The following is a 20,934-nucleotide window of genomic DNA, read 5'->3' as shown; positions in this document are numbered from 1 at the left end:
ATGAATCATAACCATCCGGTATTTACAGATAACGACCCGCAAAGTGAGCTGGTAACCCTAAACCTGGGTCCAACGCACCCTGCAACACACGGCGTTTTTCAAAACGTTTTGCAATTAGATGGCGAACGTATTGTGAGCGGCGTTTCTACTATAGGGTATATCCACCGTGCTTTCGAAAAGATTGCCGAGCATCGCCCGTTTTATCAGATTACACCACTTACCGACCGTTTAAATTACTGTTCTTCCCCTATTAATAATATGGGCTGGCACATGACAGTTGAAAAGCTGTTAAATATTCAGATGCCGAAACGTGTAGATTATCTTCGGGTAATCGTTATGGAGCTTTCGCGTATTGCCGATCACATCATCTGTAACACGATTATTGGTCAGGATACCGGAGCAACCACCACTTTCTTATACCTCTTCCAGTTTCGTGAACACATTTACGAGATCTTCGAAGAAGTTTGTGGCGCACGTTTAACTACAAATATCGGTCGTATTGGTGGTTTTGAAAGAGATTTCAATGAAATCGCCTTTGCTAAAATCGATAAGTTTTTAAAGGAATTTCCTAAAGCATTAAAAGAGTTCGAAAACCTGTTAAGCCGTAACCGTATCTTCATTGATAGAACGGCTGGTGTTGCCGAAGTAACCAAAGAAACCGCTTTAGAATACAGCTGGACAGGTCCGCTTTTGCGTGCAACCGGTGTAGATTATGATGTTCGTGTAAGCGATCCGTATTCTTCTTACCAGGATTTTGATTTCGAAGTACCTGTAGGAACAAGTGGCGATATTTACGACAGATATTTAGTGCGTAATGAAGAAATGTGGCAAAGTGTACGCATTATCGAGCAAGCGCTTGTTAAAATAAAAACGGAACCAAAGGGTATTTTTCATGCCGATGTTCCTGAGTTTTACCTTCCCCCAAAACAAGAAGTTTACAACAATATGGAAGCATTGATCTATCACTTTAAAATTGTGATGGGTGAGATTGATGCACCAAAAGCAGAAGTTTATCACGCCGTAGAAGGTGGAAATGGTGAATTGGGTTTCTATCTGATTAATGATGGCGGCCGTACACCATATCGTTTACACTTCCGCAGACCAAGTTTTATAAACTACCAGATGTTTGCACCAATGAGCGAGGGCATGTTATTGTCAGATGCCATTATCAACATGAGTAGTATGAATATTATTGCAGGAGAATTAGATGCTTAAAGTAGAAGAACAAACACCTGTAGTGTTTTCATCAGAATTGCTGGCCAAATTTGATGAGGTAAAAAGCCGTTATCCGGCAGATAAGAGCAAATCAGCTTTGCTACCACTTTTACATTTGGTACAGGCTGAATTCCTTTGGGTACCAACATCGGCTATGGATAAAGTTGCCGAATATTTGAATATTCAGCCAATTGAAGTTTACGAGGTAGCAACATTTTATACCATGTACTTTTTAAAACCACAAGGTAAATATGCTTTGGAAGTTTGTCGTACTGGCCCTTGCTGCCTGGTTGGTGCTGAAAAAATATTAAGCCACTTGGAAAACAAGTTGGGTGTTAAAGAAGGTGAAGTTACTGCCGATGGATTATTCAGCTTTAGAGGAGTTGAATGTTTAGCTGCCTGTGGTTTTGGTCCGGTATTGCAGATCAGCCCGGAATACACTTTCTACGAAAACCTGACCGAGGCAAGTGTAGATCAATTGATTGAAGATTTAAAGAATAAGATTTGAGAAACCAGATTTGAAATATGAGATCAGGCATTTGTCTAACATCTTATATCTCACATCTCATATCTATAAATAATGAGCCGTAAATTATTACTTGAGCATATAAACGTACCGGGCATCAACACACTTGAAGTCTATCGCCAAAAAGGCGGGTACCGTGCTGTGGAAAAAGCCCTTAAAACTTTAACACCTGAAGAGATTGTTGAAGAAGTTAAGAAATCAGGCTTACGCGGTCGCGGAGGTGCGGGTTTCCCAACCGGGATGAAATGGAGTTTTTTGGCCAAACCAGAAGGTGTTGCGCGTTATTTGGTGTGTAATGCTGACGAATCGGAGCCTGGAACTTTCAAAGACCGTTACTTAATGACTTATATTCCGCATGCTTTAATTGAGGGAATGATTGTATCGAGTTTCGCATTAGGTGCTAAGGTTTCATACATCTATGTACGGGGCGAAATGATGCCTCAGATCCGCATTTTAGAAAAAGCAATTGCTGAAGCTAAAGCTGCCGGATGGTTGGGTAAGAACATTTTGGGATCAGGTTACGATTTAGAATTATATGTTCAGCCTGGTGGTGGCGCTTACATTTGTGGTGAAGAAACTGCTTTATTAGAGTCGCTGGAAGGCAAAAGAGGTAACCCGCGTATCAAGCCACCATTTCCGGCAATTGCGGGTTTATACGGTTGCCCCACAGTAGTAAACAATGTTGAATCGATTGCTGCAGTTGTCCCTATTATCAATGACGGTGGTGATGAATATGCAAAAATTGGTATCGGTAGAAGTACGGGTACAAAATTAATATCAGCATCTGGTAATTTAGTAAAACCAGGTGTTTACGAAATCGAACTGGGTTTGCCGGTAGAAGAGTTTATCTATTCTGATGAATATTGTGGTGGTATTGCCAACGGCAAACGCTTAAAAGCAACGGTTGCAGGTGGATCGTCAGTGCCTATTTTACCAGCTAATTTAACTTTAAAATATGCTAATGGTGAGCCCCGTTTAATGAGTTACGAATCTTTATCAGAAGGTGGATTTGCTACCGGGACCATGATGGGATCGGGTGGTTTTATCGCTTTTGATGAGGATCAGTGTATCGTGAGAAATACCTGGAATTTCGCCCGTTTTTATCACCACGAGAGTTGTGGACAATGTTCGCCTTGCCGTGAAGGTACCGGATGGATGGAGAAAGTGCTTCATAAAATCGAACACGGCCATGGTAAAATGGAAGATGTTGATTTATTATGGGACATTCAACGTAAAATTGAAGGAAATACAATCTGCCCATTGGGTGATGCTGCAGCCTGGCCAGTTGCCAGTGCGATCCGTCATTTCAGGGATGAATTTGAATGGCACATTAAAGAGCCAATTAAGAGCCAGAGCCAGAATTATGGTCTTGCAAATTATGCAACACCGATTGAAAAGGCACCGGTAACGGAAGAGAAATAGATATTTAGGTGTTACGGTTTGTGATACTGAATCTTAAAGTCACAAATTGTGGCCTTAGAAAATAGAACTTAAAAAAAGAGCCTCGATTCGTGTCTCCACGGAACGAAAGCGAAAAGAATTGGTTTGTGATAACACGAACCAGGGCGAGATAAAGAAATAACAAGAATATCATTAACCATGAGTGAAAAAGTTAAGGTTACGATAGATGGGATAACAGTAGAGGTGGATAATGGAACAACCATTCTGAATGCTGCAAGGCAAATCGGAGGGGATATTGTGCCGCCAGCCATGTGCTATTATTCTAAATTACAAGGCAGTGGTGGTAAATGCCGTACCTGTATTGTAAAAGTGACTAAAGGTTCGGAGAAAGATCCTCGTCCTATGCCAAAATTGGTGGCTTCTTGCCGTACAACGGTAATGGATGGGATGGAAGTACTCAACATTACTTCACCAGAAGTTTTGGAAGCACGTGCCGGAGTGGTAGAAATCTTATTGATCAATCACCCATTAGACTGCCCGGTTTGCGATCAGGCTGGAGAATGTGATTTACAAAACTTAGGTTACGAACACGGTTTGCAAAAAACACGTTATGAGTTTGAGCGCCGTACTTTCGAGCGTATCGACATAGGTGATAAAATCCAGTTGCACATGAACCGTTGTATCCTGTGCTACCGTTGTGTTTTCACGGCCGATCAGATTACCAACAAACGTGTTCACGGAATCTTAAACCGTGGCGATCATTCTGAAATTTCCACTTACATCCAACAGGCTGTTGATAACGATTTCTCAGGAAATGTAATCGATGTTTGTCCGGTTGGTGCTTTAACCGATAAAACCTTCCGTTTTAAAAACCGTGTTTGGTTTACTAAACCGGTTGATGCACACCGCGATTGTGATCACGAAAAATGCAATGGTAAAGTAACCCTTTGGTACAAAGGAGCAGATGTTTTGCGCGTTACAGCACGTAAAGATCAGTTTGGGGAAGTAGAAGAATTTATCTGTAATACTTGCCGCTTCGATAAAAAAGCTACAGCTGATTGGGTAATCGAACATCCTACACATATTGATGATACTTCGGTAATTGCATCAAACCACTACGAAACATTAAAACCTTTGCATGTTATTCAGCCAAATGAGGCATTACAAGCTGCAAATGAAATTGAATTACATAAAACAGTTAAATACTAATGGATAGCGCTTTTGTTATAGAAAAATTTATCCTGGTAGCTGTAATTTTCGGCATCAGTTTAGTTATTGCCATGTATTCTACTTATGCCGAACGTAAAGTTGCAGCATATTTACAAGATCGTTTGGGGCCAGATAGAGCCGGGCCCTTCGGGATTTTACAACCATTGGCTGATGGGTTAAAAATGTTTATGAAAGAGGAGATTATTCCGACATCATCAAACAGATTTTTATTTATCGCTGGCCCTGGTTTGGCACTGCTTTGTGCCTGTATAGGTACAGCGGTTATTCCATGGGGAAGTCCTGTTTTAATTGCGGGTAAGACGGTTTCATTGCAGGTTGCAGATATCAATGTTGGTGTTTTATATATCTTCGGCGTGGTTTCTTTAGGTGTTTATGGCGTAATGATCGGTGGATGGGCATCCAACAATAAATATTCTTTATTAAGTGCCATCCGTGCGGCTTCACAGAACATCAGTTATGAAATTGCGATGGGATTATCGATCATCGCCTTGCTATTAATGACCAACACTTTAAGCTTAAAGGAAATTGTTGATCAGCAACATGGCTGGCGATGGAATGTTTTATATCAGCCACTTGGGTTTTTAATCTTCATGGTTTGTTCTTTCGCCGAAACCAATCGTGCACCATTCGATTTACCCGAGTGTGAAACGGAGCTGATTGGTGGTTATCATACCGAATATTCGTCAATGAAATTAGGTTTTTACCTATTTGCTGAATATATCAACATGTTCGTATCATCTGCTGTAATGGCGGCTTTATATTGGGGTGGTTACAATTACCCGGGTATGGATTCGATGGCAGTATGGTTGGGTCCAACATGGGCACCACTTTTTGGTACAGCAGTATTCTTTGCTAAAATATGTATTTTCATCTTTTTCTTTATGTGGGTACGTTGGACAATCCCTCGTTTCCGCTATGATCAATTGATGAATTTAGGTTGGAAAGGTTTGATACCTTTGGCCATTGCCAATATTATAATAACAGGTGTTGTGATTGCGATTATTGAGAAGTTTTAATTATGGAATCATTAAGTAATAAGAAAAAAGTACTGGAACAAAAGCCGTTAAGCTTTATGGAACGGATGTACCTGCCAGCAATTGCTAAAGGTATGGGCATCACCATCAGTCACTTATTTAAGAAAGAGGCTACAATAAGATATCCTGAAGTAGAACGCGAATTTTCTGCTAACTTCAGGGGAATGCACTCGCTTAAACGCGATGAGAATGGTAAAGAGCGATGTACCGCTTGCGGTTTGTGTGCTTTATCTTGTCCGGCCGAAGCCATCACGATGATTGCCGCGGAACGTAAGCCTGAAGAGAAAGATTTATACCGTGAAGAAAAATATGCGGCAACATATGAAATTAACATGTTGCGTTGCATTTTCTGTGGCTTATGTGAAGAAGCTTGCCCAAAAGAGGCCATTTACTTAGATGGACCAATTGTTCCGGCTGATTATTTACGTAAAGATTTTATTTACGGAAAAGATAAGTTGGTCGAGGCGCCATTAGAAATGAAAAAGTAATTATTGTTATCCTAAGCTTGTAGAAGGATTAAACAATAAGCCCCGGTTCGTGTGTTCACGGAGCAAAAGATAATTAATGGTTGTGGAGACACAAACCATGGAACATAAATAAATAAACAATTAATGAGTACACAAGTATTCTATTTCGTAGCCACATTAAGTATCATCTTTTCGCTGCTGGTGATTTTTGCAAAAAATCCAATCCATAGCGTTTTGTACTTAATCCTTACCTTTTTCACTTTCACTGTTCACTATGTGCTTTTAAACGCGCAGTTTTTGGCAGTAGTAAACTTTATCGTTTACATGGGCGCAATTATGGTACTCTTCCTTTTTGTACTAATGTTGCTTAACCTGAACAAAGAAACTGAACCGAGTAAATCACCCTTGATTAAAATTGTAGGTGTTATTGCCGGTGGCTGTTTGGTCGTAACCTTGATCGGTTCTTTAAAATCAGCAAGCATCACAAGCCCGTTGATCTTAAAAAAACCAGGATTGGGATTAGTTGAAAATTTAGGTAAGGAGCTTTTTGGCCCATTCTTATTACCATTCGAATTATCATCCCTGTTACTGTTGGCAGCAATGGTTGGAGCCGTTTTATTATCTAAAAGAGATGAGGTAGAAGCATAATGGAAAATTTAACATCACAACTTCAGGGCGTTCCGCTAAACCACTACATTTATTTAAGTGCCATCATCTTCTCTATTGGCGTAATAGGTGTACTAACCCGCAGAAATGCCATCGTAATTTTTATGTCGGTTGAGCTGATGCTTAACGCAGTTAATTTACTTTTAACGGCGTTCTCTGTTCATAACAATGATCCATCAGGACAGGTTTTCGTATTCTTTATTATGGCTTTGGCAGCTGCAGAGGTTGCGGTAGGCCTAGCGATTATCGTAATGGTATACAGAAATACGAAATCGATAGATATTAATGTTTTAAATCGCCTTAAGTGGTAAATATATAATAAGAATGACAATAGAACAATTGATTTGGTTGGTTCCTTTACTTCCTTTTTTAGGGTTTGTAATTAATGGACTGGGCAGAAACTCTTTATCTAAAGGACTTGTTGGTATCATAGGAAGTGGGGTAATCCTGGCATCCTTTATCATCAGCGTAGTTATTTTCTTTAGCTTACAAGGCGACACACAAAAATCACACGAAGTATTTTTATTTGATTGGATCAGTGCAGGTACATTACACATTCCTTTATCTTTTCTGGTTGATCCTTTAAGTTCGATCATGCTTTTGATCATAACCGGAATTGGATTCCTGATCCATTTATATTCCACTAGTTATATGCACGATGATGCCGGATTTGGTAAGTTTTTCAGTTACCTAAACCTATTTGTATTCTTCATGCTTTTATTGGTACTGGGTTCAAACTACATTGTGATGTTTATCGGTTGGGAGGGCGTAGGTTTATGCTCGTACCTGTTAATCGGTTTCTGGTACACCAATACGGCTTATGCATCAGCAGCTAAAAAAGCCTTCGTGATGAACCGTATTGGCGACTTAGGTTTTTTACTGGGCGTATTCTTAATTTTCAATTTCTTTGGAAGTGTTGAATTTTCTAAAATTTTCCCACAGGCAGCGAATATGTTGCCGGGAAAAGATACTTTGGTTTTAATCACCATTTTATTGTTTATTGGAGCCTGCGGTAAATCGGCTCAGTTGCCATTGTTTACCTGGTTACCTGATGCGATGGCCGGGCCAACGCCGGTTTCTGCGTTAATTCACGCGGCTACGATGGTAACTGCTGGTATCTATATGATTGCCCGTTCGAGTGTATTGTTCGATCTGGCCCCGCTTACACAACATATCATTGCAATTGTTGGCGCAGCAACAGCGCTTGTGGCTGCAATTATTGCCTTAACCCAAACAGATATTAAAAAAGTATTGGCTTATTCAACTGTATCGCAATTGGGATATATGTTTTTAGGTCTTGGCGTTGGTGCTTATACAGGTTCATTTTTCCATGTATTAACCCATGCATTCTTTAAAGCATTATTATTCCTGGGCGCTGGTTCGGTTATTCACGCCATGCACCACGAGCAGGATATGCGCCATATGGGTGGATTGAGGAAGAAACTTCCGGTTACTTTTTTAACGATGATGATTGGTACCATTGCTATTTCAGGTTTACCGCCATTTTCGGGTTTCTTTTCCAAGGATGAAATCTTGGCACATGCTTTTCAGGCAAGTCCGATTTTATGGGGAGTTGGAGTATTAACCGCATTCTTAACGGCATTTTATATGTTCAGGATGATGTTTCTAACTTTCTCTGGAAAATACCGCGGAACGCACCACGAAGAAAGCCATGTACACGAATCGCCTACAGCAATGACTGTACCCTTAATCATATTGGCTATCCTTGCGGCGATTGGTGGAGCAATTAATTTCCCACATATTTTTGGTGGAAACGAATGGCTGGCTCACTGGTTATCTGGGGCGGGTGTTGCACAGCACGAATTGGATTTAAGCCATCCAACTGAAATAGGTTTAATGGGGATATCGGTAACAGCTGCTGTAGCAGCCTTATTTTATGCTTATGGCCGATATGTAAGGGGCGCCCGTGTTCCTGTTGCTGATGAAGCACCACGTTCTGTACTGGCAAAATTATCGTACAATAAATTTTACTTGGATGAAATTTATGATTTCATCATCACCAAACCATTAGATGCACTTTCGAAATTCTTTTACAGGATTATCGATAACAAATTTATCGATGGTATTGTGAACGGCTTGGGATGGAGCACAAACGAAGCCAGTAAAGGTATTCGTTTGTTACAGAGTGGAAACGTAGGTTTCTATATATTTATGATGGTATTCGGTATCGTCGCATTGCTATTATATACATTTTTATACATATAAAAAGGGTTCAAAATTAAATAATGGAACAACTTTTACTACTTATATTTCTTCCGCTTGCAGGTGCAATTATCACAGCATTTGCGGGTAAGTCGGCTAAAATAGTTTCAACCGTATTTTCGGTTGTTTCTTTGGTGTTGACTTTGGTTATCGCCAGTAACTTCATTCCAGATGCAAGTACTCAGTTTGAGGTAAACTTACCATGGATTGCAGATTTGGGGATCAATTTCCACGCGGGCATCGATGGCATCAGCATGCTCGTGGTATTGCTGACCAATTTATTGGTGCCGATTATCATTTTATCAAGTTACAACCATGAGTATAAAAATCCTGCTGCATTTTATGCCCTGATTTTGTTTATGCAATGTGGCTTATTGCTGGTATTTACGGCATTAGATGCCTTCTTGTTCTATATTGGATGGGAAGCCGCATTAATCCCAATTTATTTTATCTGTGCGATTTGGGGTGGAAAAGACCGCATCCGGATCAACATGAAGTTTTTTGTGTATACCATTGCGGGTTCGTTATTTATGTTGATGGGGATCATTTATCTCTATCTTCAAAATCCGGCACACAACTTTGACATTCAGTCTTTTTATGCTTTAAACTTAGATAGTGCGCAACAGGGATGGATCTTTTGGGCTTTCTTTATTGCTTTTGCGATTAAGATGCCGATTTTCCCTTTCCATACCTGGCAACCCGATACTTACACTGCGGCACCTACACAAGGAACCATGTTGTTATCAGGTATTATGTTAAAAATGGGTATTTACGGTGTGATCAGATGGTTATTGCCAATCGTTCCTGCTGGAGTTCATGATTGGGGTCAGCTAGCCATCGTTTTATCGATCATCGGTATTGTTTATGCGTCGGTAATTGCTTTTACACAAAAAGATGCAAAACGTTTGGTTGCTTATTCGTCAATTGCCCACGTTGGATTAATTTCTGCGGGTATTTTTGCATTTAACCAGCAAGGCATGCAAGGTGCAATGGTGCAGATGTTGAGTCATGGTATTAATGTAGTAGGTTTATTCTTCGTATTAGATATCATCTTCTCTCGTGTTAAAACCAATAAAATTGAGGAATTGGGTGGGATTGCTAAAGTAGCACCACAATTGGCGATTACTTTCCTGATCATTGTTTTAGGAACAGTAGCTTTACCCGGAACGAATGGCTTTATTGGTGAGTTTTTATTGCTGATGGGTGTTTACAACTATGGCATTTGGGCGGCCGCAATTGCAGGATTGACTATTATTTTTGGAGCCGTTTACATGTTGCGCATGTACCAGAATGTAATGCTTGGTGAAACCAATAGTTTAACCATCACTTTCACCGATATTAAAGGAACCGAAAAATTGGTTCTTTATACCATTTGTGCACTGATTATTGTTTTGGGGGTTTATCCGAAACCAATCTTGCACTTAACAGAGGCATCTGTACAACATTTATTAGAACAGGTAAATCAAAAATTAAACACAGTAAATTAAGCAATGAATATTATCATAACCATTAGTATAACAGCTTTTATAGTGCTTTATGCAGGTTTGTTTAAGGCAAATAAAGCATTACTACCACTTACCGTTGTTGGCTTACTTACTGCACTAGGATTTACCTTCTGCGCATGGAATGGCAATGCCGTTCATTTTGGAATGATGCAGACTGATAACTTCGCTCTTGCATTTTCAGGGGTTTGTATTATCGGTACCTTATTGATCTTTTTATTAACACAGAATTATTTTCACGCCAAGAGCGATAACATAGCCGAATATTATACTTTGATCCTTTTCGCACTGGCCGGGATGATCATGATGGTATCGTACAAAAATATGGCGATGCTGTTTGTGGGACTGGAAATCATGTCGGTAAGTTTATATATACTCGCCGGTATCCGTAAAAAGGATTTTGCTTCTAATGAAGCTTCATTAAAATATTTTTTAATGGGGGCTTTCTCAACAGGGTTCTTGTTGTTCGGTATCACGTTAATTTATGGTGCAACAGGATCATTTGATTTGGACAAAATCCAGGAGTATTTAGTGAACAACACCGCTTCAGTTTCTCCGATATTTTATCCTGGGGTAATTTTAATGATGATCGGCCTAAGTTTTAAAGTTGGTGCTGCCCCTTTCCATTTCTGGACTCCGGATGTATATGAAGGTTCGCCAACCTTAATTACTACTTTTATGAGTACAGTGGTTAAAACTGCTGGTTTTGCTGCTTTTTTAAGATTATTTGCCGGTTCACTTGCACCACTTCACGATTTTTGGGTAGCTCCATTAATGGTCATTGTTTGTTTAACGCTTTTTATAGGAAACGTAACGGCGCTGTTCCAAAAGCATTTCAAACGCATGTTGGCTTACTCAAGTATCTCTCATGCAGGTTACCTGTTGTTTTCGCTTATCGTATTAACCAAAAACTCAGGCAACAATGTTCTGGTTTATGCGGCGGCTTATACTTTCGCATCCATTATCGCATTTGCGGTATTGATTCTGGTTAAGCAAAAAACAGGTAGCGATAGCTTCGAAAGTTTTAATGGTTTGGGCAAGAAAAACCCGCTAGTTGCTTTGTGTTTAACCGTTGCCATGCTTTCGTTAGCCGGTATTCCTTTAACTGCAGGATTCATCGGTAAATATTTAATGTTCCTGAATGCAATGACAGAATATAATACCTTACTGGTTGCTTTTGCAGTTTTAAACGCATTAGTTGGTTTCTATTATTATTTTAAGGTAATTGTGGCCATGTGGTTTAAGGATGGTGCTGAAATAGAACTTTCTACACCTGCGCAATATAAAGTTGTGTTATTGGTATCAGTAGTTATCACAATTATCTTGGGTATTTATCCTGCAATTATTTTAAACCTGATATAGGTATGCTGTTGTTTAATAATTATTTGTAGTTTTACGAATAATTGAATATGCACGATTTTTGGAATAACCTGCATCAACTACTGGATCCCGAGAAATTATTGAGGGAGGGCGGTTTCTATCTCGTCATATTCGTAATCTATGCAGAAACTGGCCTGTTCTTCGGTTTTTTTCTTCCCGGTGATTATTTATTGTTTTTGGCCGGGATGTTCGTTGCAACGGGCAAGCTCGACGTGAATATTGCCGTACTTTTAGCTGGTTTATGCGTAGCTGCAATTTCTGGTAATTTTACGGGCTATTGGTTTGGCCGTAAAACCGGCCCCGTACTGTATACCAGAAAAGACAGTTTCTTCTTTAAGAAAAGATATTTAAAGGCTGCAGAAGATTATTATCATAAACAGGGTGCTTTTGCACTAATTATGGGCAGGTTTGTGCCAATTGTTAGAACTTTTGCACCGATTTTTGCTGGTGTGGTAAAATTGGAGTTTAAAAAGTTTGCACTATACAATATTGTAGGGGGTGTGCTTTGGATCTGTTCCTTAACTTTACTTGGTTACTTTTTGGGCAGAAGATTTGAAAAAGAAATAAACGATTATTTATTATATATTATTATTGGCTTTATCCTTATTACAACTATACCATTATTAATTACCTTTGTAAAAAGTAAAGTAGTGAGTGGTCCTGAAGAGGATAAAACAGATTTAAATTAAAAATGGCAAAAGACGATCATCACGCGTGGCATAGCGTATCTCCTGGTTCAAACCTTCCAGAGGTTGTAAACGCAATTATTGAAATTCCAAAAGGTTCGAAAGCAAAATACGAAATTGATAAAGAATCAGGTCTGATCAAGTTAGATAGGGTTCTTTTTTCGTCAGTAATGTATCCTGCAAATTATGGCTTTATTCCGCAAACGTATTGTGATGATAAAGATCCGTTAGATATTTTAGTACTTTGTTCTGTGGATGTTTATCCAATGACATTGATCGAGGCAAAAGTGGTAGGTGTGATGCACATGGTAGATAACGGAGAGCAGGATGATAAAATTATCGCTGTGGCTGCGCACGACATGTCGGTAAACTACATCAACGATTTAGATGAGTTACCTCCACATCAAATGAAAGAGATTGTTCGTTTCTTTCAGGATTATAAAGCATTAGAAGATAAAAATGTAACTATCGAACATTTACTTGGTGTTCGTTATGCGCATAAAGTAATTAAAGAAAGCATAGAACTTTATAACACAACATTTAGAGAATTGGCTTAATGGATTTACCCACGGTATGTTTGTTTTTAAATTTTGAGCTAAGTGCAATCCTGCCCACAAACGTAGTTTTGGTTGCTTTACAAGAACCTGATACAGGTTCGGTAGGCTGGCGGTTATTCTTTGCATTATTTTTGGTGTTATTAAACGGATTTTTTGTTGCAGCTGAGTTTGCAATTGTAAAGGTCCGCGCATCACAGATTGAAATTAAGGCAAAATCAGGCAGCCGGGTTGGTAAAATGGCCAAAGGCATCATCCATAATCTGGATGGTTATTTGGCTGCCACACAGCTGGGTATAACGCTTGCATCACTTGGCCTTGGTTGGGTAGGTGAAGGCGTTATGCATACCATCTTTAAAAATCTTTTCGACAGCCTTCAATGGGGACTGAGCGATGCAACTATTCATACCGCATCTACAATTGTTGCCTTCTCGTTAATTACGATTATGCATATTGTTTTTGGCGAATTGGCTCCTAAATCATTTGCAATACAGCGGCCGGTTGCCACCACTTTATTTGTTTCTGTTCCGCTGCAAATCTTTTATGTGGTGTTTAAACCATTTATCTGGACCTTAAATAGCCTGGCAGCGATTATTTTAAAGCCATTTGGAATTGATACTTCCGGCGGGCACGAATCGTTGCACAGTACCGAAGAGCTACAATATTTATTAGACCAGGGTAAAGAAAGTGGTGCATTAGATAATAATGAACACGAACTGATTAAAAACGTATTCGATTTTAATGAGCGTGTGGTTAAAAACATCATGGTGCCTAGAACTAAAATTTCGGGCATCGAATTAACTTCCCCGAAAGAAGAGGTAATTGATACCATTATCAGGGAAGGATATTCGCGTTTACCTGTATATGATGATATTATGGATAAAATCGTTGGGATTATCCATGCAAAAGATATTTTGCCTTTAGTTGCTGCAGGAAATCAACATTGGACATTGAATGATATCATCAGAAAACCATATTTTGTAACAGAAACTAAAAAAATAAACGATTTGATGAGCGAACTGCAAAGTAACCGCATACAGATCGCGATAGTATTGGACGAGTTTGGTGGTACAGCGGGTATGGTTACTTTGGAAGATATCGTAGAAGAATTAGTCGGAGAAATCCAGGATGAATACGATGAAGAAAAGCCATTGGTAGAAAAGGTTTCTGATAATGAATTTATCGTAAATGCGTTTGCAACGGTTTATGATGTGAATGAACACTTACCTCACGATTTACCTGAAGATGAAGATTTCGATACCATAGGTGGATTGGTTTCTCACGTTTTCGAACGTATTCCGGAGGTTGGCGAAAGCAATGAATCTTACGGTTATCTATTCACCATTCTTAAAAAGACAGAGCAGAATATCGAAACAATCAAGTTAGAATTGGTAATCAATAAAGGAGATATGGTTGATAATCATTAATTTGAACCATGCATATTTTTTACACCCCAGATGTTACCCAAAATACGTATACCCTTAACGAAGAAGAAAGTAAACATTGTGTTAGAGTACTTCGCCTGGCCGTTGGTTCAATCGTTAATCTGGTAGATGGGAAAGGTGGTTTTTACACTGCTGAAATTACCTCCGATAATCCAAAAAAAGTTTCGCTGTCTATATTAAAAGTAGAAACCGAGTTTCATAAAAGAAATCACTACCTGCATATTGCTGTTGCGCCAACTAAAAATATAGATCGGGTGGAATGGTTCTTAGAGAAAGCAACAGAATTAGGGATTGATGAAATTACGCCGATTATTACTGATCGATCGGAGCGTAGGGTGGTTAAAGAAGACCGGTTAAACAAAGTAATTACCTCCGCGGTAAAGCAATCGATCAAAGCATACCATCCCAAATTAAACGATGCAGTTTCTTTTGACACTTTTTTAAAAGAACCTTTTGAAGGAGAAAAATTAATTGCCCATTGTATCGATAACGGAGAGAAACAATATATCTCCAATCTTGTAGTTCCACATCAAAAATATTTGATTCTTATCGGTCCTGAAGGAGATTTCACACCAGATGAAGTTAATTTAGCTTTGAATAAAGGCTTTAAAGCACTAACTTTAGGTGATAACAGATTGCGTACGGAAACTGCCGCATTATCCGTTTGTTTTGAAATCAATTACCTTAACCGATAATCAATTTGAAGTTTTCAGTTTTTAATTTTCAGTTTTCCAGATTTCGGATAATGGCTTTCAGCTTTAGTCTTTTGGCCTTTATTAGCTTTACTTTTTTCGCCTTTATTCCGCCTACCTACCGTATGGCCAAGTTAAAGTACAGTGGTGGAGGTGATTGGTACGCAGACAGGACGGCATTGCCCAATTTAATTGCCTATTGCAATGCCAACCTTAAAACTAATTTTTATGCCGAAGAAAGCATAGTAGAGGTTGGTTCTAAAGAGGTTTTTAATTATCCGTTCATTTATATGACAGGCCATGGAAACGTAGTTTTCAGCGATCAGGAAGTGAAAAACTTACGACAGTATCTTACAGGTGGTGGTTTTCTTCACATAGATGATAACTATGGCCTGGATAAATTTATCCGGCCTCAGATGAAGAAAGTATTTCCAGAACTGAATTTTGTAGAATTACCTGCTAACCACGCATTATATAATCAAAAATTTAAGTTTCCAGCAGGTTTGCCAAAAATTCACGAACATGATAATAAACGGCCACAAGGATTTGCATTGATTTATAAAGGTAGGGTAGTGTGTTATTATACCTACGAATGCGATTTAGGGAATGGCTGGGAGGATTTTGGCACCTACCCTGAAGACACACAAGAAACGAGGTCTAAGGCGCTTAAAATGGGCGCAAATTTGGTCCAGTATGCTTTAACACAATAACCCATGTATAAAGTAAAAGTAAACGACCAGTTTTTATTTGAGGTTGAAAATAAGGATTCCACTTTTTTGGTGAATGGGGAGCCTGTTGAGCTTGATATCAGCACCATAGGCAATAATAGTACTCACGTTTTGTATCAAAACAGATCGTTTAATACAGAAATAGTTGAGTTGAACAAAACCGATAAAATCTGTAAGATTAAGGTTAATGGTAATATCTACCAGATCAGTGTTGAAGATCAGTTTGATGTTTTATTGAAACAGCTTGGTCTGGATAATTTAACAGCCAATAAAGTTTCTGAAATTAAGGCCCCGATGCCTGGATTAGTGCTGAAAGTATTGGTAGAGGAAAATGTTGAAATAAAAAAGGGTGATAACCTAGTGATCCTCGAAGCCATGAAAATGGAAAACATCTTGAAATCATCAACAGATGGTGTGGTTAAGAAGATATTGATTAAACAAGGGGATAAGGTAGAGAAAAACCAGATCCTGGTTCAGTTTAAGTGATTTTTTTATAACTAAGGAGGTGATATAGTGTTGCCGTCCCTGACATGGGCATAAAAAAAGTCCCGATTTTAATTTCGGGACTTTTCTTTTTTATTTACCCCGGCTTACGCGGTAAGGTCTTTGTGGAGGATTTTTGAAATTTCTTTTTCCTCCGGTACTAATCTCGGGAGCACCCAGCATGGTCATTGCACAACGGAAGCCAACTTCTGCAGATGATTCATCCTGTTGCATAAAACGGCGTGTTGCAGGGTTTAACCAATAAGCCATATCATTCCAGGAACCGCCTTTATATACTCTAGATTTATCGTTAACCAGGGTTACACCTTCTTCGTTAAGTAAAGTATTTTGTCTGTCGCGATATCCTCGCTGATCGGCTTGATAACTTGTTGAAGCAACAGCTGTTGCGGCCTGTGGATCTGTAGATTTTGAAATCGAATCAGAACGTTTAGCCTGAGCCTGTTTCTCTGCCCATGTTTGTTTTTTACCCGCGTATGCATTTTCTTTAATCGGATTACCATATTTATCCAAAGCAATTTTTCCACTTTGCGAGTCTTCTAATTTTTTATTGGTGAAGTAGTTGCCACGGTATGGATTAAATGCATCAGCATCAGTAAATGTAGCGCTTCTGTAAACATCATTAACCCACTCGTTAACATTACCGGCCATATTGTACAAGCCGAAATCGTTTGGTGCATACTGGATAACCGGAACGGTTAAATCTCCTTTATCATTCAATGAACCGCCAACACCCATATAATCTCCAGGCGCTCTTTTAAAGTTGGCCTGTATCATACCCCTTGTTTTCTTTTTGGCTGAACTCACACCTAATCCGTTCCAGGGGTAAATCTTATTCTGATTGATATTTTCGTATTCTGTATTACCAATTAAACCTAAAGCTGCATATTCCCATTCGGCCTCTGTTGGTAGGCGATATGGTTGCATAATTACACCATCTTCTAATGTAGCGGTTCTTCTGGGTTGACTGTTTCTACCTCCAGATGCTGGAGCTGCTGCTGCTCCTCCGGCAGTTGTAGTTGCAGCACCCGATCTGGTATTATAATCAATAGGTGCATTTTTACCTATGTCCTGATATTGTCCGTTTTGATAGGCTGCGTCGTTATATGGTTTATCAGGCCTAGGGGCAGCTGCCGTAGTAGCTGTGTTTCCTCTACCATTACCAGCAAGTGTCTTATAATCAGTTAAGATTCCTTTTTCACGTAAAATAAATTCGTTTGCCCTGGATGTTCTCCATTCACAATAACGGGAAGCTTGCTCCCATGAAACACCCACAACAGGATAATCACGGTAAGCAGGGTGTCTTAAATAGTTATCTACGTAAGGTTCGTTATATGATAATGCCTGGCGCCATACCAATGTATCTGGTAATTCATTGTAATAAAATTCGCGGTCTTCAGGAAAGTTGTATCTGATCCAGTGTAAGTATTCTAACCAATCGGTATTCGATACTTCAGTTTCATCCATATAAAAAGACGGAACGGTAACCTGTCTTTTATAGTTATAAATATTCGGTTCTACACCTGGTACTTCGATGGCACTACCGCCTACTACCAAAACACCACCTTCAATTGGAATTAAACCAGGTCCCGGCGCTCTTTTATATTTGGTAGCCACAGCAAAAGCACCTGATTGATTGTTTTTGCTTTTCCTGTCGGCATAAGGGATACCTGTTTTACTAGAACTCGCACTTTTTGAGCTACAACTCGAAAGTAAGGCGGCTAATGATAAACAAGTAAAAGAATATAGTAATAGTTTTTTCATATAGTACGTTGGGAATATCGTCCCCTATAGGGATTCAACCGATAAAATTAAACAATTTTAAATGAATATATAAATAATGTGGCAATAAAATATTGATTATTTTTAACCCATAACGTATTATTTTATATCGTATTGCGTCTGTTTATTTTTAAACGGAATTTTTGCTAAATAATTATAAATAAGCGAGATAAATTTTTTTATTGCTAAAATTGTGTATTGTTTTAATTGTCAATTACAATTTGTTTATACAAAATTTACAATATTGTAATTTGAATAAAACGGAAAGCTTGTCTGGCATATTTATATTATCTGCTATTGGGGGCTATCATCTCAGAAAATAAATATCGAGTCCTAATATTTTGAAAAAGATGATCAAGAAATTAACCATATTTGGTTTATTGGTTTATAGCGATTAAATCGGGTAAATCAACCTAATAAATGTATTTAATAAAAAGATATGGATTAAATTATTTGCTAAATGGCTATTAGCTTTATACTTGCATTTTTTGCAGTCACACCCGTATGTAAAAATCGTAGCTTTAATTAGTAAATAATGATAGAATTCGTAATTTGGTGAAATATAAGTTTTGGTTTTACGTTACTGATATATTCTTCAGTATTGCTAAATACCAGGATCTAAAATTACGTACCTTTAAAGGATGAATTTCAAGTACATTAGTAAACTTGCTTTTTCTGCACTCTCAATGGCCTTAGTATTTGGTAAAACAAATGCTCAGGTAACCATAGGCAATACCCAAACAAATGGTAGCGAGTCGAACAACATTGTAACAGCAGTTCCATTCCTGCTCATTACGCCCGATGCCCGTGCCGGTGCAATGGGTGATGCTGGTGTAGCCGTTACAGGAGATGTAAATTCAGCCAGTATCAATGCTTCTAAACTTGCTTTTTTAGATAAGCCTTACGGGTTTTCTGTTTCTTACAGTCCATGGTTAAAAAGTTTGGTGCCTGACATTAATCTCGCTTATTTAAGTGGCTTTTATAAATTAGATAATCGCAATACCATTGGCGCATCATTACGGTATTTTTCTTTGGGCTCGATTCAACTTACCGATATCAATCAACAGGATCTTGGAATTTCTAATCCCAATGAACTTGCTTTTGATGTTTCTTTTGCCCGTAATTTTGGTGAAGAGTTTTCTTTGGGGACCTCGCTAAGGTATATCTACTCCAATTTAGCTTCCGGACAATTTTCATCTTCCGGCCAGGTACATGGTGGAAATGCGCTGGCAGTTGATGTATCGGGATTATATAAAACTACTACAACAATGTTTGGCCGGCAGGCTATTCTTTCTGCAGGCGCTAATATTTCAAACATCGGAACAAAAATGAGCTATTCTGATGGTGGCGAGAGTTTCTTTTTACCCACCAATTTTAAGATAGGTGGTGCGTCTACAATCACTGTAGACGATTTTAGCACTTTAACCTTTGCACTTGATTTTAATAAATTGCTGGTGCCAACGCAACCGATATACGATTCGAACAATAATATTGTGAGTGGAAAAAATCCGAACCGTTCGGTGCCCGCCGGAATTTTTGGCTCGTTTAGCGATGCACCGGGTGGCTTTAGCGAAGAACTGAAAGAAGTTGGAATTTCTACAGGTTTAGAGTACTGGTATAACCAACAGTTTGCCGTTAGAGCAGGTTATAACTACCAAAGCCCAATGAAGGGCGATAGCCGTTACTTTACTTTAGGTTTAGGCTTAAAATACAACGTTTTTAATATAGATTTCTCTTATTTAATTGCAAATGCGCAAACCAGTCCGCTTGCAAATACCTTACGTTTTGGTCTATTGTTTAACTTTGGCGAGAATAAAAGCAAAAGATAAATAAGATTAAAATAAATATACATGAAAATTAGAGTAGGTTTCGGATTCGATGTGCATCAGTTAAAAGATCAGCATCCATTTGTTGTTGGTGGGGTTACCTTGGAACACCATAAAGGTGCTTTCGGACATTCAGATGCCGATGTTTTACTCCATGCCATTTGCGATGCACTTTTAGGTGCGGCCAACCTGCGTGATATCGGTTTCCATTTTAAAAATACCGATGATAGATGGAAAGGTATTAGCAGCCTCATCTTATTGAAAGAAACGGTTAAACTGTTGGCTGAAAAAGGGTGGCAGATTGGCAATATCGATGCGATGCTGTGCTTAGAAGCGCCTAAGATTAATCCCCATATCCCAGCCATGCAACAGCATATTGCTGATGCCATTGGCATCTCTACAGACGACATATCGATAAAAGCAACCACCAACGAGCAAATGGGCTTTATTGGTAGGGAAGAAGGTGTTGTTTCTTATGCGGTTTGTTTGATAGAAAAACCCTAGTTCATATTTACAGCTTACGTGCTGTTAGGTACGAAATCGGTAGGCCAATACAGAAAATCAGAATAACTGCATTTAGAATTGCCCTTTCGTAATTAAATGGAGCCGCCGGTATTTTAGTGAGCGGAACAATCAATAAATTCATGATGCTCCAGACTACAACACCATAAATTATTCCCGATAAGATAATGTTTTGTCTTAACATGGAAGTTTTTGTGGATGCGATAGTAAAAACTAAGGTAAAGCTAAAAGCTATAAAATAGTGTAAAGCTAAGCCGATAAGTGCCGTTTCAATGCCTCCCGCAAATGCTTCCTTTCCGAAGATGGCACTGGCGATATATTGAAATACCCCCATAAAATTCATCTTTCCTAAGAATATAACCGCTGCAAGTCCATCTAATGTTCCGGCAACCAGTGCAGTGAATAAAAGCTTTTTAATAGAAAATGGAGTTTGGTTAGATTTTTCCATTAACAATAATAATGTTTTTTTTTAAATAGCTTGTTATGAATTGTTTACGTTTTTTGTCGAGGGAGAAAAGGATATCGAAAGAAGGCAGGTTTCTAAAAAAAACTGC

General features: G+C 38.8%; 21 protein-coding genes. 19 read left to right on the top strand and 2 right to left on the bottom strand.

The features are described 5' to 3' along the window. From AC04Q1_RS25050 to AC04Q1_RS24970, 17 genes are all read left to right on the top strand, one after another. A complete protein-coding gene (locus tag AC04Q1_RS25050; protein ID WP_478367278.1) occupies positions 1 to 1,215 on the top strand; it encodes an NADH-quinone oxidoreductase subunit D in 1,215 nt (404 codons plus the stop codon). Continuing rightward, positions 1,208 to 1,723 carry an NADH-quinone oxidoreductase subunit NuoE family protein gene (locus tag AC04Q1_RS25045; protein ID WP_478367277.1) on the top strand — a complete coding sequence of 172 codons (516 nt, stop codon included), beginning with the start codon at positions 1,208 to 1,210 and terminating at the stop codon, positions 1,721 to 1,723. The genes AC04Q1_RS25050 and AC04Q1_RS25045 overlap by 8 nt, the downstream gene beginning before the upstream one ends. A gap of 72 nt (positions 1,724 to 1,795) precedes the next feature. Continuing rightward, positions 1,796 to 3,163: an NADH-quinone oxidoreductase subunit NuoF gene (gene nuoF / locus AC04Q1_RS25040; protein WP_478367276.1), complete on the top strand. Its 1,368-nt coding sequence runs from the start codon at positions 1,796 to 1,798 to the stop codon at positions 3,161 to 3,163. 177 nt (positions 3,164 to 3,340) lie between these two features. Beyond that, positions 3,341 to 4,351 carry an NADH-quinone oxidoreductase subunit G gene (locus AC04Q1_RS25035; protein WP_025146330.1) on the top strand — a complete coding sequence of 337 codons (1,011 nt, stop codon included), beginning with the start codon at positions 3,341 to 3,343 and terminating at the stop codon, positions 4,349 to 4,351. After that, entirely contained in the window at positions 4,351 to 5,388 is a 1,038-nt protein-coding gene (gene nuoH / locus AC04Q1_RS25030) for an NADH-quinone oxidoreductase subunit NuoH (protein WP_478367275.1), read from the top strand. Before AC04Q1_RS25035 ends, nuoH begins: the two co-directional genes overlap by 1 nt. Before the next feature lie 2 nt (positions 5,389 to 5,390). Then, positions 5,391 to 5,894: a NuoI/complex I 23 kDa subunit family protein gene (locus AC04Q1_RS25025; protein ID WP_188416075.1), complete on the top strand. Its 504-nt coding sequence runs from the start codon at positions 5,391 to 5,393 to the stop codon at positions 5,892 to 5,894. A 123-nt stretch (positions 5,895 to 6,017) separates the two neighbouring features. Then, positions 6,018 to 6,521, top strand: coding sequence for an NADH-quinone oxidoreductase subunit J family protein (locus AC04Q1_RS25020; RefSeq protein ID WP_478367274.1), 504 nt, complete (start codon positions 6,018 to 6,020; stop codon positions 6,519 to 6,521). Then, the gene (gene nuoK, locus AC04Q1_RS25015; RefSeq protein WP_478367273.1) at positions 6,521 to 6,850 is read left to right on the top strand and encodes an NADH-quinone oxidoreductase subunit NuoK; all 330 of its coding nucleotides are present in this window, start codon (positions 6,521 to 6,523) and stop codon (positions 6,848 to 6,850) included. Before AC04Q1_RS25020 ends, nuoK begins: the two co-directional genes overlap by 1 nt. Positions 6,851 to 6,863: 13 nt before the next feature. Then, entirely contained in the window at positions 6,864 to 8,765 is a 1,902-nt protein-coding gene (nuoL, locus tag AC04Q1_RS25010) for an NADH-quinone oxidoreductase subunit L (RefSeq protein ID WP_478367272.1), read from the top strand. Positions 8,766 to 8,785: 20 nt separating this feature from the next. Next, the gene (locus tag AC04Q1_RS25005; RefSeq protein WP_478367271.1) at positions 8,786 to 10,249 is read left to right on the top strand and encodes a complex I subunit 4 family protein; all 1,464 of its coding nucleotides are present in this window, start codon (positions 8,786 to 8,788) and stop codon (positions 10,247 to 10,249) included. Positions 10,250 to 10,252: 3 nt separating this feature from the next. After that, positions 10,253 to 11,626, top strand: coding sequence for an NADH-quinone oxidoreductase subunit N (locus AC04Q1_RS25000; protein ID WP_478367270.1), 1,374 nt, complete (start codon positions 10,253 to 10,255; stop codon positions 11,624 to 11,626). A gap of 47 nt (positions 11,627 to 11,673) precedes the next feature. Beyond that, complete coding sequence (locus tag AC04Q1_RS24995) at positions 11,674 to 12,333, top strand: DedA family protein (protein WP_478367269.1); 660 nt, start codon at positions 11,674 to 11,676, stop codon at positions 12,331 to 12,333. A gap of 2 nt (positions 12,334 to 12,335) precedes the next feature. Further along, complete coding sequence (locus AC04Q1_RS24990; RefSeq protein ID WP_055908779.1) at positions 12,336 to 12,887, top strand: inorganic diphosphatase; 552 nt, start codon at positions 12,336 to 12,338, stop codon at positions 12,885 to 12,887. Further along, positions 12,887 to 14,311 (top strand): hemolysin family protein, encoded by a 1,425-nt coding sequence (locus AC04Q1_RS24985; protein ID WP_478367268.1) that lies wholly within the window; start codon positions 12,887 to 12,889, stop codon positions 14,309 to 14,311. The genes AC04Q1_RS24990 and AC04Q1_RS24985 overlap by 1 nt, the downstream gene beginning before the upstream one ends. A gap of 8 nt (positions 14,312 to 14,319) precedes the next feature. Then, a complete protein-coding gene (locus AC04Q1_RS24980; protein ID WP_478367267.1) occupies positions 14,320 to 15,024 on the top strand; it encodes a 16S rRNA (uracil(1498)-N(3))-methyltransferase in 705 nt (234 codons plus the stop codon). A 50-nt stretch (positions 15,025 to 15,074) separates the two neighbouring features. Beyond that, positions 15,075 to 15,731, top strand: a complete 657-nt coding sequence (locus AC04Q1_RS24975) for a DUF4159 domain-containing protein (protein ID WP_478367266.1) — start codon at positions 15,075 to 15,077, stop codon at positions 15,729 to 15,731. Positions 15,732 to 15,734: 3 nt separating this feature from the next. After that, positions 15,735 to 16,235, top strand: a complete 501-nt coding sequence (locus tag AC04Q1_RS24970; RefSeq protein ID WP_478367265.1) for an acyl-CoA carboxylase biotin carboxyl carrier protein subunit — start codon at positions 15,735 to 15,737, stop codon at positions 16,233 to 16,235. Between the two features lie 90 nt (positions 16,236 to 16,325). On the opposite strand, the gene AC04Q1_RS24965 is transcribed toward AC04Q1_RS24970, so the two are convergent. Further along, positions 16,326 to 18,014, bottom strand: a complete 1,689-nt coding sequence (locus AC04Q1_RS24965; RefSeq protein ID WP_478367264.1) for an SUMF1/EgtB/PvdO family nonheme iron enzyme — start codon at positions 18,012 to 18,014, stop codon at positions 16,326 to 16,328. A gap of 659 nt (positions 18,015 to 18,673) precedes the next feature. Between AC04Q1_RS24965 and porV the strand changes: the two genes are divergently transcribed. Together porV and ispF are read left to right on the top strand one after the other, a co-directional pair. Then, the gene (gene porV, locus AC04Q1_RS24960) at positions 18,674 to 19,861 is read left to right on the top strand and encodes a type IX secretion system outer membrane channel protein PorV (protein WP_478367263.1); all 1,188 of its coding nucleotides are present in this window, start codon (positions 18,674 to 18,676) and stop codon (positions 19,859 to 19,861) included. 21 nt (positions 19,862 to 19,882) lie between these two features. Continuing rightward, on the top strand, positions 19,883 to 20,362 hold the full coding sequence (ispF, locus tag AC04Q1_RS24955) for a 2-C-methyl-D-erythritol 2,4-cyclodiphosphate synthase (RefSeq protein ID WP_478367262.1): 480 nt from the start codon (positions 19,883 to 19,885) through the stop codon (positions 20,360 to 20,362). A 7-nt stretch (positions 20,363 to 20,369) separates the two neighbouring features. On the opposite strand, the gene AC04Q1_RS24950 is transcribed toward ispF, so the two are convergent. Further along, the gene (locus AC04Q1_RS24950) at positions 20,370 to 20,828 is read right to left on the bottom strand and encodes a hypothetical protein (protein ID WP_478367261.1); all 459 of its coding nucleotides are present in this window, start codon (positions 20,826 to 20,828) and stop codon (positions 20,370 to 20,372) included. Positions 20,829 to 20,934 lie beyond the last annotated feature (106 nt).

The sequence above is a fragment of the Pedobacter humicola genome, assembly GCF_056490705.1.
This window is presented reverse-complemented; position numbering and strand designations above follow the sequence as displayed.